Source organism: Pseudomonas alliivorans, assembly GCF_017826695.1.
In the GTDB taxonomy this organism is placed as follows: Bacteria; Pseudomonadota; Gammaproteobacteria; order Pseudomonadales; family Pseudomonadaceae; genus Aquipseudomonas; species Aquipseudomonas alliivorans.
The window spans coordinates 163,656-177,308 of sequence record NZ_JAFFZW010000008.1 but is presented as its reverse complement, the minus strand read 5'-3'; the positions used below and the strand labels follow the sequence as shown (position 1 = coordinate 177,308).

Here is a 13,653-nt window from a genome sequence, read left to right as displayed (position 1 = left end):
GTCAGTCTGCGAGTCGTCTGTTCCAGCGCCGGAACAGCGGCTCGGCCAGAAACAGCACGAACAGCAGACGCATCACCTGCATCGCCGTGACCAGCGGCACCGACAATTGCAGCACCTCGGCCGTCAGGCTCATTTCGGCAATGCCGCCCGGCATCATGCCCAGCGTCAGCGAACGCAGATCCAGATGAGTCAATGCACTGAGGCCGAAGGCGGCGAGGGCGGCGATCAACATGGTCAGTGCCGTTCCCAACAGCGTGCGTCCCAGAAACGACGGTGCACGACGAAAGAATTCCCGATTGAAGTGACAACCCAGCCCACTGCCAATCAGCAACTGGCCCAGTTGGCTGGCTCCGTGGGGCAAACCGATTTTCAGGTCCCAGACCACACTGACCACGGCGCTCAGCAAAAGCGGTCCGAACAGCCACGGATTCGGCTGTTTGAGGCGTTGCCAGAGCCAGGCCAGCAGCGCGCCGAACGGCAGCAGAAACGCCAGCCAGCGCCAGTCGACACTGGTGGCGTGCAGCACGGGGGCACCATCGCCCAGCAAGTACTTGAAGATTGCCGGGACGCACAGCACCACCGCCAGTACGCGCAGGCTCTGTGCGGCGGCGACGCTGCTCAGGGTCGCGCCATTGCGTGCGCCGAGATTGACCATTTCGCCGGAACCGCCCGGCATGCTGGAGAAGAAGGCCGTAGGCCGGTCCTCGCCGGTGCGCAGCATCAGCCACACGCCCACCAGGCACGACAGACTGGTGATCAGCGCGCCGAAGAAAATCAGCCCGAAGTGCGCCAGCACCTGCTCGATCACCACAGGGGTGAAGTGCAGGCCGATACCGATGCCGATAACCAGTTGGCCGCACTTGCGGCCGCCTGGAATCTGGGTGATCTGCCAGGGTGTCAGGCAGCGCACCAGGATGATCGCCAGCAACGAGCCGACCATCCAGGGCAGCGGCCAGCCGACCTGGCTGGCGAGGTAACCGCCCAGCAGACCGACCAGCGGGGTCGGCCACCAGTTACGCAGTGACGAATCAGACATTGGTCAGGGCGGAACGCTGTCTGGCGCGTTTACGCCAGATACGGATCAGCGGGAACAGCAGCATGAACACAGTCAGCACCCAGACGCCGAGTGTGATCGGGCTGGCCCAGAGAATCCCCAGTTCGCCGTTGGAGATCGACAGTGCACGACGCAGATTCTGCTCCATCAGGCCGCCAAGAATGAACCCGAGCAGGATTGGCGACAGCGGGAAATCCAGCTTGCGCAGGATGTAGCCGAAGATACCGATGCCGACCATCAGAAACAGATCGAACGTGGTGGCGTGTACGGCATAGACACCGATCCCGGTGATGATCGCGATGACCGGCACCAGCGCCCAGTTCGGCACGGACAGGATGCGGGTGAAGATGCGAATCATCGGGATGTTCAGGATCACCAGCATGATGTTGGCGATGAACAGCGACGCGATCAGGCCCCAGACCAGGTCTGGCTGCTGTTGAAACAGCATTGGCCCAGGGGTGATGTTGTACAGCGACAGGGCGCCGATCATCACAGCCGTCGTGCCGGAGCCGGGAACGCCGAGTGTCAGCATCGGCACCAGCGCACCGCACGCGGTTGCGCCAATGGCGGTTTCCGGGGCTGCCAGACCGCGCATGTCGCCCTGACCGAATTTACCGGTCGGCCCTGCAATGCGCTTCTCGGTCATGTAGGCCACGGCGCTGGCAAGTGTGGCGCCCGCACCTGGCAATACGCCCAGAATGAAGCCCATGAAGCCGCAACGAATGTTCACCGTGAACACCGCCGCCGCTTCCTTGAGGTTGAACATCATGCGCCCGGTGGCCTTGACCGCTTCCTGACCGCGGTGGGTTTTTTCCAGCAGCAACAGGATCTCGCTGATGGAAAACAGGCCCAGCACCAGCACAACGAACTGGATACCGTCCGCCAGGTGAATATTGTCGCCGGTGAAACGGTACACGCCGCTGTTGGCATCAATCCCGATGGCGGACAGGAACAGCCCGATCAGTGCTGCAATGAACGTCTTGAGCGGCTTGTCGCCGGCCATTCCGCCCAGGCACACGATGGCGAACACCATCAGCACGAAGTACTCCGCAGGGCCGAAGGCAATCGCCCATCGGGCCAGCAGTGGTGCAAACAGCACCATGCCGCAGGTGGCGATAAAAGCGCCGATGAACGAACTCCATGCCGAGAGCGACAGCGCAACGCCCGCCAGACCGTTGCGGGCCATCGGGTAGCCGTCCAGAGTGGTCATCACGGTGGACGCTTCGCCCGGAATGTTCAGCAGAATCGAACTGATGCGGCCGCCGTATTCGCAGCCCAGATAAACCGCAGCCAGCAGGATCAACGCGGACTCGGGCGGCAGGCCCAGCGCGAACGCGATGGGAATCAACAGCGCGACGCCGTTGATCGGGCCCAGCCCCGGCAGCAGGCCGACGACGGTGCCGATCAACGTGCCCGACAGCGCGGTAACGAGGTTGTAAGGCGTCAGGGCAACGCCGAAGCCCTGGCCCAAATAACTGATGGTATCCATGTTTAATTCTCCAGAACGCTGAGCAGGCCCAAAGGCAGTGGAACGTCCATGGCTTTATCGAACAGCAGGTAAAGGCCGACGCTCATCAGAATCACCACCACCACGCTGGGCACCCAGCGACCGCCATACAGGCGCGCCATCGGTATGCCGATCAGGATGCTGCTGAGAATGAAGCCCAGCGGTTCGAACAGGCCGGCGAAGACCAGCAGCAGGGCGATGCAGATACCGATCTTGACCAGCGTTTCGCGGTCCAGCGGCGGTTCGTCTTCGCTGTGTACGATGGGCGTCGGACGAATCAGCATGTACAGCAAGGCAATGCCCATCAGGCCGAGCATCAGCAGCGGAAAGGCCCTGGGACCTACAGGCTCGTAAGAGAAGGGCGCCTGATACGGCCAGGCCATGAGGGCCAGGCCGATGCAGACCATCAGCAGGACACCCGCGAAAATGCGTTGTATGACCATGAAAAGCTCCTGAGTCGCGCCCGCCAGGCAGGCGCAACCGAAAGTCAGTCAATCGGGTTCAATTACTGAATCAGGCCGAATTCCTTGGCCATCAGTTTGTAGTCGGCCACCTGTTTCTTGACGTAGGTGTCCAGCTCCTGGCCGGTCATGGCAAACGGGAACAGCTCGCGCTGATCACGCAGTTTGGCGAAGTCTTCCGAGGCCAATACCTTGTCGAACGAGGCTTTCCACCAGTTGTAGTCTTCGTCGCTCACCTTTGGTCCGAGGTAGAAGCCACGCACCACTGGCCAGACGATGTCGTAACCCTGTTCCTTGGCCGTCGGAATGTCTTTCATTTCCGGCTCGTCGATACGCTTCTCGGCAAAGACCGCGAGTAGACGCATGTTGCCGCTGAGAATGTGCGGCATGGAGTCGGAGATATCGGTACTGCCAACCTGAATGTGACCGCCGAGCAGGGCCGTAGCGATTTCGCCGCCACCTTCGAGCGCCACGTAGCGCAGTTCGCGCGGATTGATACCGGCCGCCTTGGCGATCAGTGCGGTCTGCATCCAGTCCTGACTGCCCACGGTGCCGCCGGAACCAATGACGACTTTGCTTGGATCGGCCTTGAGTGCCTTCACCAGATCGTCGAGGTTTTTGTAAGGCGAATCGCTCTTCACCGCGATCGCGCCGTAGCTGGTGCCGACGGCCGCCAGCCAGCGCACGGCGTTTTCGTCGAAGCGCCCGAACTTGCCCTGCGCCAGGTTGAGCAGCGACCCGCTGGACCATGCGACCAGCGTACCGGCATCGGCCGGACGTTGTGCGACCACCGCGTTGTAAGCCACAGCTCCGACGCCGCCGGGCATGTAGGTCACCCGCATCGGGGTGTTGAGGATTTTTTCATTGATCAGCGCGCTCTGGATCAGCTTGCAGGTCAGGTCGAAGCCACCGCCCGGCGAGGCCGGTGCGATGCATTCCGGGCGCTTGGGCTCGGCAAGCAGTTGGGTGGCAACCAGCATGCAACCGGCGGTCATGGCTAGCTGACGCAAGGAAAGTTTCATGTTCAGTCTCCTGAGATGTTTTTGTTTTTGGATGTGGAAAGCTGTTCAGCGTGTTCGATTATCAGGTACTTCCCGTAACGTCATGGTTCGACGGGCAGGTACAGGGCTGCAGATAACTGCATCGAAGTGCTGAAAATATCGGGAAGAGCGCCGGGGGCAGCGTCGTGCCATGACGGGGCGAGCATGAAGCGGATCGACCGGGACGGCCGGAAATTGAATGCAATGCACGAACTGTCGAGCCGGGAAGGCATTGACATGATGTGACTCCGTTTACCGTTTTATTGTTTTTATTTTCAGACGCATCCGGGCGCCCTGTTCACGTACCCTTTGGCGGGTCGTGCCGCGATGCTAAATGACAAACCTTTCATTTACCTTTCAATGTGTCGCCGAACGCCTTCGAGTTGTTTCTGTACTTCACAGGGTGCAAAGCGCCTGTAAACTCCGCAACGACCATTCCCGATAACAACACCCATAACAGGAGACGGCGATGCGTGTTCTTCTCGTTGAAGATCATCTGCAACTGGCTGAGAGTGTCGCGCAGGCGCTCAAGAGCGCGGGTTTGACCGTCGATGTCCTGCACGATGGCGTGGCTGCCGACCTGGCTCTGACCAGTGAGGAATACGCTGTCGCGATTCTCGACGTGGGTCTGCCGCGTATGGATGGTTTCGAAGTGCTGGCCCGTTTGCGGGCGCGCAGCAAGAATCTGCCGGTACTGATGCTGACGGCACGCAGTGACGTCAAGGACCGGGTGCATGGTCTCAATCTGGGTGCGGACGATTACCTGGCCAAGCCTTTCGAACTGTCCGAGCTGGAAGCCAGGGTCAAAGCGCTGCTACGACGCAGCGTGCTGGGCGGCGAACGTCAGCAGCGTTGCGGCGTGCTGGCCTACGATCTGGACACGCGTCGTTTCACCCTGGGCGACGAACTGCTGACCCTGACCTCTCGCGAACAGGCGGTGCTTGAGGCGCTGATCGCAAGGCCCGGTCGGGTGATGAGCAAGGAGCAGCTTGCGGCTCAGGTATTCGGGCTCGACGAGGAAGCCAGCCCTGACGCCATCGAAATCTACGTGCACCGTCTGCGCAAGAAACTCGACGGGCACTCGGTGGCCATTGTGACGTTCCGTGGCCTGGGTTACCTGCTGGAAAGCCGCGATGATTAACGACAGTCTGCGCTGGCGACTGCTGTGGAATCTGGCATTGCTGCTGGTCGTGCTGATGCTGGCCAGCGGCATGAGCGCCTACTGGAACGGACGCGAAGTGGCTGACACGGCCTATGACCGCACACTGCTGGCGTCGGCGCGCACCATCGCTGCCGGTCTGACTCAGCGCGACGGAACGCTGAGTGCAGACATTCCCTATGTGGCGCTGGATACGTTCGCCTACGACAGCGAAGGGCGGATCTATTACCAGGTCAACGACATCAACCAGAAGCTGATTTCCGGCTACGAAAACCTGCCGTCGCCGCCGCCGGGGACGTTGCGAACCGACGATTATCCGGCACTCGCCAAGTTCTATAACGGGATGTATCAGGGCCAGGACGTACGCGTCGTCAGTCTGCTCAAACCGGTAACCGATCCGGGCATGAACGGCACGGCGGAAATCCGCGTCGCTGAAACCCAGGAAGCACGCAAGGGCATGGCCCGCAGTCTGATGGCCGATACCTTGCTGCGGCTGGGCATGCTGGGCGGCGGTGCGTTGCTGCTGGTCTGGTTCACGGTCAGTGCTGCGCTACGTCCGCTGGAGCGTCTGCGCACAGCGGTCGAGGAACGCCAGCCTGACGATTTGCGTTCACTGCCGATGGTCGAGGTGCAGCATGAACTTCGACCGCTGGTCGGTGCGTTGAACCACTTCACCGAGCGTTTGCGCCTGCAGTTCGAGCGCCAGGCACAATTCATTGCCGATGCCGCCCACGAATTGCGCACGCCGTTGGCTGCGCTCAAGGCCCGTGTGGAACTGGGCTTGCGTGAACGCGACCCGCAGCAATGGCGCACGACACTGGAGTCCGCCGCGCTGGGAACCGATCGCCTGACTCATCTGGCCAACCAGTTGCTGTCACTGGCGCGCATCGAAAACGGCGCCCGAGCGATTGCCGAAGGCGGCGCGCAGCAACTGGACCTCAGTCAACTGGCACGTGAGCTGGGCATGGCGATGGCGCCACTGGCGCACTCGCACGGCGTAGCACTGGCGCTGGAGGCCGAAGAGCCGGTCTGGCTGCGCGGCGAGCCGACCCTGCTCAACGAATTGCTGAGCAACCTGATCGACAATGCACTGGCCCACACACCGTCCGGCGGCAATGTTGTCCTGAGGGTCTACGCGCCGGGCATTCTTGAAGTCGAAGATGACGGACCCGGAATTCCGCAGGCGGAGCGCGAGCGGGTGTTCGAACGTTTCTATCGTCGCAGCCAGCAGGGCAGCGGTGCCGGGCTGGGACTGGCCATCGTCGGGGAAATCTGTCGCGCCCATCTCGCCCGTATTTCCTTACACGACGGGGCCGAGCGCGGTCTGAAAGTCAGGGTCAGCTTCAGTGCGACTCAGGTTCAGTAGAGCATGTCCTTGGCGTCGTCCATTTCCGCACCGAGCATGCCAGCGGCCCTGCTCAGGCGCAGCTGGCTGTAGGCGGGCAGGTCTGCGATTTCGATCAGGCTGAAGGGATGGTCGGTGTTCTTGTGAATGTGCAACGTTGCGACCTGTACCAGGTCGATGTAGTCCGGGCTTTTCGAGACGCGGGTAAAGTCCTGGAATTTGCCCGGCACCGAGGCCAGCGGCTCCGGAAAATCCCAGGAGCGCAGCAGGCGCTCGCCGATGACCGGGTGAATGTTGTCGATCACGTGATTGAGGCTGACCGGATCGGCGAGCAGATCGAAGTGGTCTTCGGCATACGTCAGGATCGGCAGGATCCCGATCAGATGGATCAGCCCGGCCAGCGTGGCCTGATCCGGCTTCAGGCTGGTGTACTGCTGACATAGGTAATAGCTGATCCCGGCCACCTGCAGGCTCTGCTTCCAGATTTCGCGCATCTTCTGCTCGATGACTTCCGACTTGGCGTGGAACATTTGCTCCACCACCAGGCCGATGGCCAGGTTGCAGGTGTAGTTGACGCCCAGACGGCGGATCGCCGTGTTCACGTCGCTGACCTCGAAATTGGGTCGCAGCAACGGGCTGTTCGCCACCTTGATCAGGCGAGCGGACAGGGCAGTGTCGCTGCCGATGACCTTGCTCAGCGCAGCGATGCTGATTTCGGTGTCTTCGGCGGCAAGGCGAATCTTCAGTGCTACTTCCGGCAGGGTAGGGAGAAACAAGGCATCTCTGTCGATGGCCTTGATCAAGTTTCTCTGCACCTCGTCAGCCATCTTGCTCATGTTGCGTCTCGCAGCCTTTAGGGGTGTCCAGAGTGTTCCGGGCGCCCTGTGGGCGCCGGAATGCCGGGTGCTGTAATGACCATGGAAAAACGGGAGCGTTCGCTCGCGTTATCGTTGCGTTTCGAGCTTGCTGTCCAGTGTGTAGGGCAGCTCGCGCAATTGCAGGGAAGGGCCGTCCGCAGCGCCGAGGTGCACCTCGCCACTTTCTGCGGCATCGGCCTGAAGCACTGCCAGCAACTCGATCCCCTGCTCTGACCGTGCCGCGAGCACAACGTTGCCCGACGAACTGGCGTGCACTGGGGAAAACAGCGCGACACCGGGAGCCGGAATCTCGTCGCCCTGCATGGACAGCCGATAAAGCCTGCGCTTGAGCTTGCCCAGGTACTGCATGCGCGCCACGATTTCCTGCCCGGTGTAGCAGCCTTTCTTGAAGCTGACACCGCCCACCGCCTGCAGGTTGATCATCTGCGGGATGAACTCTTCGCGGGTCTCGATGAATACCTGCCCGATACCGGCCTGGATCTGGCCGAGCAGCCAGTCGTTGAGTGAGCCCTCTTCCAGCTGCGAAGCGAGTCGCGACTTAACGCTCTCGGCCTGTTCGGCACGCACCCAGAGCTCCGCCCGCGCAGGCGAGACACGAATTGCGATGAGGTCGTCGGCACGCGATACCGAATCGGTTTCCTGCGCCAGATCGAGCCCCAGGCTGACCAGAGCACCGTCACCCTCCTGCAGGCCGAAGCGCACCCAGGTGGCGCTTTCATCAGTCAGCTTTGACTTGGAGAAGACTGCATATTTACGCAGGTCCAGCAGTTGCGGTTCGATCAGTTCCCGGGCCATCGCCAGCAGGCAGCCGTCACCTTCGAACACGACGCGGAAACTGGACTGCATCCGGCCTTTCTGGGTGCAGCGCGCACCGAGGCTCGAGCGGTCTTCGCTCAGGTAATTGAAATTGCAGGTCAATTGTCCCTGCAGAAACTTGCTGGCATCCACGCCGCGAACGGCAAGAACGCCCTCATGGGATAGCGTGCAGAAGAAAGCTGAGTGGGCCATGGTCATCGCAAATGGGAAAAGTCTGGGGCACATCATAGTGCCCAGTCGTGAATCTGAATACGGGTACATGAAAACTGCTGCGACCATTGCGCGATTCGCGCTGCCGGCTCACGGCTGTATACTCGCCGCCTACTTTGAGGAGCGCTCCATGGTCGAAGACGTTGAACTCAACCGCCTTTACTGGCACAGCCGCCGCGGCATGCTCGAACTGGACGTGCTGCTGGTGCCGTTTGTCCGTGAGGTCTATCCGCATTTGAATGACGTGGACCGCGATCTGTATCGCCGCCTGCTGACCTGTGAGGATCAGGACATGTTCGGCTGGTTCATGCAGCGTGCCGAGTCCGAAGATCCTGAGTTGCAGCGCATGGTTCGCATGATTCTGGACCGTGTTCAGCCCAAATGATCGCTTCGAGTGTCACTGGCAGGCGTCGCGTCTGCTGCTGACGGCGTACGCCCTGGTTCAGGTGCTTTCGCTGTCTGCGCTGTATTGGCTGGATGTTCCGGTTCTGATCGCAGCGATGGGCGCTGCGTTGTGCGTCGCTCACGCGGCTTGGGTGTTGCCGGCGTCGATATTGCTGAAGCGCCCCGGCTCGTTCACCGGATTGCAGCGTGATTCGCAGGGCTGGCGGGTCTGGAGCGAGCGAGGCGGCTGGCAGCCTGTGCAGTTATGCAAGGATAGTCTGGCGCTCCCGCTGGTCGTGATTCTGCGCTTTCGTCTGGTCAGTGGCGGGCGGCCCGGTCGGCAGGTCCACAGCTGCTGCATCCCCTTCGATGCGCAAGCGCCGGATATTCACCGACGTCTGCGCGTACGTCTGAAATTCAGCCGACGTAGGTGGGTGGTGTCAGAATAGTGTCCAGCGCTTCGGGCAGCAGGTCCGGATAATCCAGTGTGTAGTGCAGTCCGCGGCTTTCCTTGCGTTCCATGGCCGAGCGGATCATCAGTTCGGCCACCTGCGCCAGATTGCGCAACTCGATCAGGTCACGGCTGACTTTGTAGTTACTGTAAAACTCGTCGATCTCATCCAGTAACAGTCGCACACGGTGTTGGGCGCGCTGCAGGCGCTTATTGGTGCGCACGATGCCGACGTAGTCCCACATGAATCTGCGCAACTCGTCCCAGTTGTGGGCAATGATCACGTCCTCGTCCGAGTCGGTGACCTGGCTGGCGTCCCAGGCCGGAAGATCGACTGGCATCTGGATGTCGCCCAACTGTTTCTCGATGTCCTGCGCCGCCGAGCGCGCGTAGACGAAACATTCCAGCAGCGAATTGCTGGCCATTCGGTTGGCACCGTGCAGGCCAGTGAAACTGGTTTCGCCAATCGCGTATAGCCCCGGCACGTCGGTATGCCCCTGGCTGTCGACCATCACGCCGCCACAGGTGTAATGCGCGGCAGGGACGACCGGAATCGGCTGGCGGGTAATGTCGATTGAAAACTCGAGGCAGCGCTCATAAACCGTCGGAAAGTGCGTTTTGATGAACGCCTCGGGTTTGTGGCTGATATCCAGATAGACGCAGTCGATGCCCAAGCGCTTCATCTCGTGATCGATGGCGCGTGCCACGATGTCGCGGGGTGCCAGTTCTGCCCGTTCGTCGAAACGAGGCATGAAGCGTTCGCCGTTCGGCAGTTTCAGGTAAGCGCCTTCGCCGCGCAGTGCTTCAGTGATCAGAAAGCTTTTGGCCTGCGGGTGATAAAGGCAGGTCGGGTGGAATTGGTTGAATTCCAGATTCGCCACTCGACAGCCAGCACGCCAGGCCATTGCGATGCCATCACCACACGCGCCGTCAGGGTTGCTGGTGTAGAGATAGACCTTCGCCGCGCCGCCAGACGCGAGGATCGTGAAGCGTGCTCCATAGGTATCGACCTCACCGCTTTTACGGTTCAGCACATAGGCGCCCAGGCAGCGCTGGCCTTCCAGACCCAGTCGGCGTTCGGTGATCAGATCGATGGCGGCGCGTTGTTCGAGCAGTTCGATGTTGGGACGTTTGCTGGCCTGCTCGAACAGTGTTCTGAAAATCGCAGCGCCGGTGGCATCTGCAGCATGAATGATCCGACGATGGCTGTGACCGCCCTCACGGGTCAGGTGGAACTGAAAGCCGCTTTCCTCGGTGTCAGCATGGTCGCCGCGGGTGAACGGCACGCCCTGATCGATGAGCCACTGGATGGCTTCGCGGCTGTGTTCGACCGTGAAGCGTACGGCCTCTTCGTCGCAAAGGCCGCCACCGGCGTTGAGTGTGTCTTCGACGTGCGATTGCACCGTATCAGTGTCATCGAGCACAGCAGCGACACCGCCTTGAGCCCAGAAAGTGGAGCCGTTGGACAGGTCGCCCTTGCTCAGAACCGCGATGCGCAGATGGGATGGAAGGGTCAGCGCAAGGCTCAAGCCTGCCGCTCCGCTGCCGATGACCAGTACGTCGTGCTGAAAATGTTGGCTCATCTGTGAATTCTGCTCTCGGCGGCCACTAGTATAAGTATAGGGGGATCGGCACAATAGCCGCGCCTCATGGCAATGTGAAACCACGGCGGGTGACGATTGTGCTCCAGTCTCCGCTTTGATGCATACCGTTTTGCTCTGCTTCAATCCTTGAAATACATTCATCGATTCGTAGGGAGGATGCAGTTTGCGTTCACGCCCGCGTTTGTGCTGACGGAACTTTTCACCGGGATCCAGGCTCAATAGCAGGTTGCCTATAAAGGAACAGCGTCGGCATGCTCAGGTTTAGATAAGTGATCATCGACTGTGCATCTGACGACAAGACTATTCACGCAGCCGATCCGGTCGAGCTGCGTTTTTCTTGCAGGCTTTATGACTGCCTGTAGGAAACTTGCTTGAAGGGGGAGAACTTTTGCGAAAAGCCCGAGTCTATGTTTGCGAGCCTGAACAATATCAGTTGCAACGCTCCTTTAAGCTCAATGAGGAGTGTTCATGCTAACCCAGGAAGAGGATCAGCAGCTTGTCGAGCGCGTACAGCGCGGGGACACGCGGGCATTTGATCTGTTGGTGCTGAAGTATCAGCACAAGATTCTAGGGTTGATCGTGCGGTTCGTGCACGACACCCATGAGGCTCAGGATGTTGCGCAGGAGGCTTTTATCAAGGCCTATCGCGCACTCGGAAATTTCCGCGGTGACAGTGCGTTTTACACGTGGCTGTATCGCATCGCCATCAACACGGCGAAAAACTATCTGGTGTCGCGAGGTCGGCGACCGCCTGATAGCGATGTAAGGTCTGAGGACGCGGAGTTCTACGATGGCGATCATGGCCTCAAGGACATCGAGTCGCCGGAGCGTGCATTGTTGAGGGATGAGATCGAGGGCACAGTCCATCGGACCATCCAGCTTCTCCCGGAGGATTTGCGTACGGCACTAACTTTACGTGAATTCGATGGTCTGAGTTACGAAGACATTGCGAGCGTCATGCAATGTCCTGTTGGTACCGTGCGCTCTCGCATCTTTCGCGCTCGGGAAGCCATCGATAAAGCCCTGCAGCCGTTGTTGCAGGAATCCTGAGACAGCGGCGATAGCCCAAGAGAGGAACCCGCCATGAGTCGTGAAGCCCTGCAGGAATCGCTGTCCGCAGTGATGGATAATGAAGCGGACGAATTGGAATTGCGTCGGGTATTGAATGCCATTGACGATGCAGATACACGTGCCACATGGTCGCGTTATCAGATTGCCCGTGCAGCCATGCACAAGGAACTGCTGATGCCTCATCTGGACATTTCGGCGGCCGTGTCCGCTGCAATTGCCGATGAAGTCAGCCCCCTTAAAGCAGCCCGCGGTCCGTGGCGCTCGCTGGGTCGTCTGGCCGTTGCCGCTTCGGTGACCGTTGCTGTTCTGGCTGGTGTTCGCCTGTATAACCAGGACGAAATCACCGGTACGCAGCTGGCGCAACAGACCCAACAGCCTGCCAACCTCACTGTTCCACAGGTCAAGGGTCCGGCTGTACTGGCGGGCTACACCGAGAGCGCTGAGCAGGCACCGGGTCCTATGGCCAACGGTGTATTGCAAGGTCAGGCCGGTGAAGGTGACAAGCGTCTGCCAGGTTACCTGCGCCAGCATGCACAGGAAGCAGCGTTGAAGGGTACTGAAAGCGCGCTGCCATACGCTCGTGCCGCCAGCCTGGAAAACCGTTAAGGAGGATCATGCGAGTCGTCCCTCTACTGCCGTTGTTGCTTGGTGGATGGCTTGCCCTCCCAGTGCATGCCGATGATGCCCAAGACATGCTCAAGCGTCTTGGGCAGGTTGATCAGCAGCAAAGCTATCAAGGTACTTTTGTTTACGAGCGCAACGGTAGTTTCTCTACCCATCGGATCTGGCACCGCGTAGCGGAAGGCAAGGTCAGCGAGCGCTTGTTGCAGCTTGATGGTTCCGCTCTTGAGGTGTCACGCATCGACGGGCTTACTCAGTGCGTCAGTGGCACTCTCGAAGCAGGCGTTACCAGCGCCAGCGCTTCCTCACGAAATTTCGACGTCAAGAAACTCTCGGACTGGTACGACATGAAAGTCGTCGGCAAGTCGCGAGTGGCTGGGCGAGCAACTACAATTGTGGCGGTTACGCCCAAGGATCAGCATCGTTACGGTATGGAACTGCATATCGACAATGAGACCGGCCTTGCGCTGAAATCCCTGTTGTTGAGTGACAAGGGGCAATTGCTGGAGCGTTTCCAGTTCACTGACCTTGATACCGCCACCACTCCGACCGATCAATTGCTTCAGGCCAGTGCCGACTGCAAGCCTGTAGTGGCTGCGAAGGCCAAGGCCAAAGCGCAGGTCACCCCGGTCGCCTGGCGTTCCGACTGGCTACCGCCCGGCTTTGAGCTGAGCAGCAGTGGTGTGCGCAAGGAGCAAGACTCGCATTCTCCGGTGACCAGTCTGATGTATGGTGACGGTCTGGCGCGCTTTTCGGTGTTCATAGAGCCTGTCAGCGGTAACGCTTCGTCCGATATCCGCACTCAATTGGGCCCTACCGTCGCGGTCTCCCGGCGTCTGACCACGCCTCAAGGCGATACGATGGTAACCGTTGTCGGTGAGATACCGTTGGGCACTGCAGAGCGTATCGCGTTGTCCATCCGTGGTACCGAAACCCAGGCGAAAAAGTAGTTCGAAATTGTGAATAGCGCCCAAGATGTAAAAAATTTCATCTTGGGCCCGACGAACTGCCAGACTGCAATCAACCTGGCCCTGTGCTGAGATGCTGAAATG

Annotated in this window: 15 protein-coding genes; 7 read left to right on the top strand and 8 right to left on the bottom strand. The window is 60.0% G+C overall.

Translation table 11 applies throughout. The annotated features are described in order from the left end of the window. Position 1: 1 nt before the first annotated feature. From JTJ32_RS20275 to JTJ32_RS20255, 5 genes are all read right to left on the bottom strand, one after another. Positions 2-1,036 (bottom strand): AbrB family transcriptional regulator, encoded by a 1,035-nt coding sequence (locus JTJ32_RS20275; RefSeq protein WP_184320932.1) that lies wholly within the window; start codon positions 1,034-1,036, stop codon positions 2-4. Next, on the bottom strand, positions 1,029-2,543 hold the full coding sequence (locus tag JTJ32_RS20270) for a tripartite tricarboxylate transporter permease (protein ID WP_099226169.1): 1,515 nt from the start codon (positions 2,541-2,543) through the stop codon (positions 1,029-1,031). The genes JTJ32_RS20275 and JTJ32_RS20270 overlap by 8 nt, the downstream gene beginning before the upstream one ends. A 2-nt stretch (positions 2,544-2,545) precedes the next feature. Then, complete coding sequence (locus JTJ32_RS20265; protein WP_099226168.1) at positions 2,546-3,004, bottom strand: tripartite tricarboxylate transporter TctB family protein; 459 nt, start codon at positions 3,002-3,004, stop codon at positions 2,546-2,548. A 62-nt stretch (positions 3,005-3,066) separates the two neighbouring features. Then, complete coding sequence (locus JTJ32_RS20260; RefSeq protein ID WP_180274232.1) at positions 3,067-4,050, bottom strand: Bug family tripartite tricarboxylate transporter substrate binding protein; 984 nt, start codon at positions 4,048-4,050, stop codon at positions 3,067-3,069. A 74-nt stretch (positions 4,051-4,124) separates the two neighbouring features. After that, entirely contained in the window at positions 4,125-4,301 is a 177-nt protein-coding gene (locus tag JTJ32_RS20255; RefSeq protein ID WP_210043087.1) for a hypothetical protein, read from the bottom strand. Positions 4,302-4,531: 230 nt separating this feature from the next. Between JTJ32_RS20255 and JTJ32_RS20250 the strand changes: the two genes are divergently transcribed. Together JTJ32_RS20250 and JTJ32_RS20245 are read left to right on the top strand one after the other, a co-directional pair. Continuing rightward, positions 4,532-5,203: a response regulator gene (locus JTJ32_RS20250; RefSeq protein WP_004881751.1), complete on the top strand. Its 672-nt coding sequence runs from the start codon at positions 4,532-4,534 to the stop codon at positions 5,201-5,203. Further along, complete coding sequence (locus JTJ32_RS20245; protein ID WP_099226166.1) at positions 5,196-6,587, top strand: sensor histidine kinase; 1,392 nt, start codon at positions 5,196-5,198, stop codon at positions 6,585-6,587. Before JTJ32_RS20250 ends, JTJ32_RS20245 begins: the two co-directional genes overlap by 8 nt. On the opposite strand, the gene JTJ32_RS20240 is transcribed toward JTJ32_RS20245, so the two are convergent. After that, the gene (locus tag JTJ32_RS20240) at positions 6,581-7,402 is read right to left on the bottom strand and encodes an HDOD domain-containing protein (protein ID WP_210043086.1); all 822 of its coding nucleotides are present in this window, start codon (positions 7,400-7,402) and stop codon (positions 6,581-6,583) included. The genes JTJ32_RS20245 and JTJ32_RS20240 overlap by 7 nt on opposite strands. 108 nt (positions 7,403-7,510) lie before the next feature. Further along, complete coding sequence (gene ygfZ, locus JTJ32_RS20235) at positions 7,511-8,452, bottom strand: CAF17-like 4Fe-4S cluster assembly/insertion protein YgfZ (RefSeq protein ID WP_210043084.1); 942 nt, start codon at positions 8,450-8,452, stop codon at positions 7,511-7,513. 148 nt (positions 8,453-8,600) lie between these two features. On the opposite strand from ygfZ, the gene JTJ32_RS20230 reads away from it, so the two are divergent. Both JTJ32_RS20230 and JTJ32_RS20225 read left to right on the top strand, forming a co-directional pair. Beyond that, on the top strand, positions 8,601-8,855 hold the full coding sequence (locus tag JTJ32_RS20230; RefSeq protein WP_004881759.1) for an FAD assembly factor SdhE: 255 nt from the start codon (positions 8,601-8,603) through the stop codon (positions 8,853-8,855). Next, on the top strand, positions 8,839-9,303 hold the full coding sequence (locus JTJ32_RS20225; protein WP_210043082.1) for a protein YgfX: 465 nt from the start codon (positions 8,839-8,841) through the stop codon (positions 9,301-9,303). Before JTJ32_RS20230 ends, JTJ32_RS20225 begins: the two co-directional genes overlap by 17 nt. On the opposite strand, the gene nadB is transcribed toward JTJ32_RS20225, so the two are convergent. Beyond that, the gene (gene nadB / locus JTJ32_RS20220) at positions 9,272-10,888 is read right to left on the bottom strand and encodes an L-aspartate oxidase (RefSeq protein ID WP_099226162.1); all 1,617 of its coding nucleotides are present in this window, start codon (positions 10,886-10,888) and stop codon (positions 9,272-9,274) included. The two genes, JTJ32_RS20225 and nadB, sit on opposite strands and share 32 nt — an antisense overlap. A 489-nt stretch (positions 10,889-11,377) precedes the next feature. Here nadB and rpoE point away from each other — a divergent pair, with 489 nt between their 5' ends. The 3 genes from rpoE to JTJ32_RS20205 are packed head-to-tail and all read left to right on the top strand — an operon-like array spanning position 11,378 to position 13,551. Continuing rightward, on the top strand, positions 11,378-11,959 hold the full coding sequence (gene rpoE, locus JTJ32_RS20215; protein WP_002554912.1) for an RNA polymerase sigma factor RpoE/AlgU: 582 nt from the start codon (positions 11,378-11,380) through the stop codon (positions 11,957-11,959). A 33-nt stretch (positions 11,960-11,992) separates the two neighbouring features. Beyond that, complete coding sequence (locus JTJ32_RS20210; RefSeq protein WP_004881766.1) at positions 11,993-12,586, top strand: anti sigma-E factor RseA C-terminal domain-containing protein; 594 nt, start codon at positions 11,993-11,995, stop codon at positions 12,584-12,586. A gap of 8 nt (positions 12,587-12,594) precedes the next feature. Further along, the gene (locus tag JTJ32_RS20205) at positions 12,595-13,551 is read left to right on the top strand and encodes a MucB/RseB C-terminal domain-containing protein (protein ID WP_099226161.1); all 957 of its coding nucleotides are present in this window, start codon (positions 12,595-12,597) and stop codon (positions 13,549-13,551) included. Positions 13,552-13,653 lie beyond the last annotated feature (102 nt).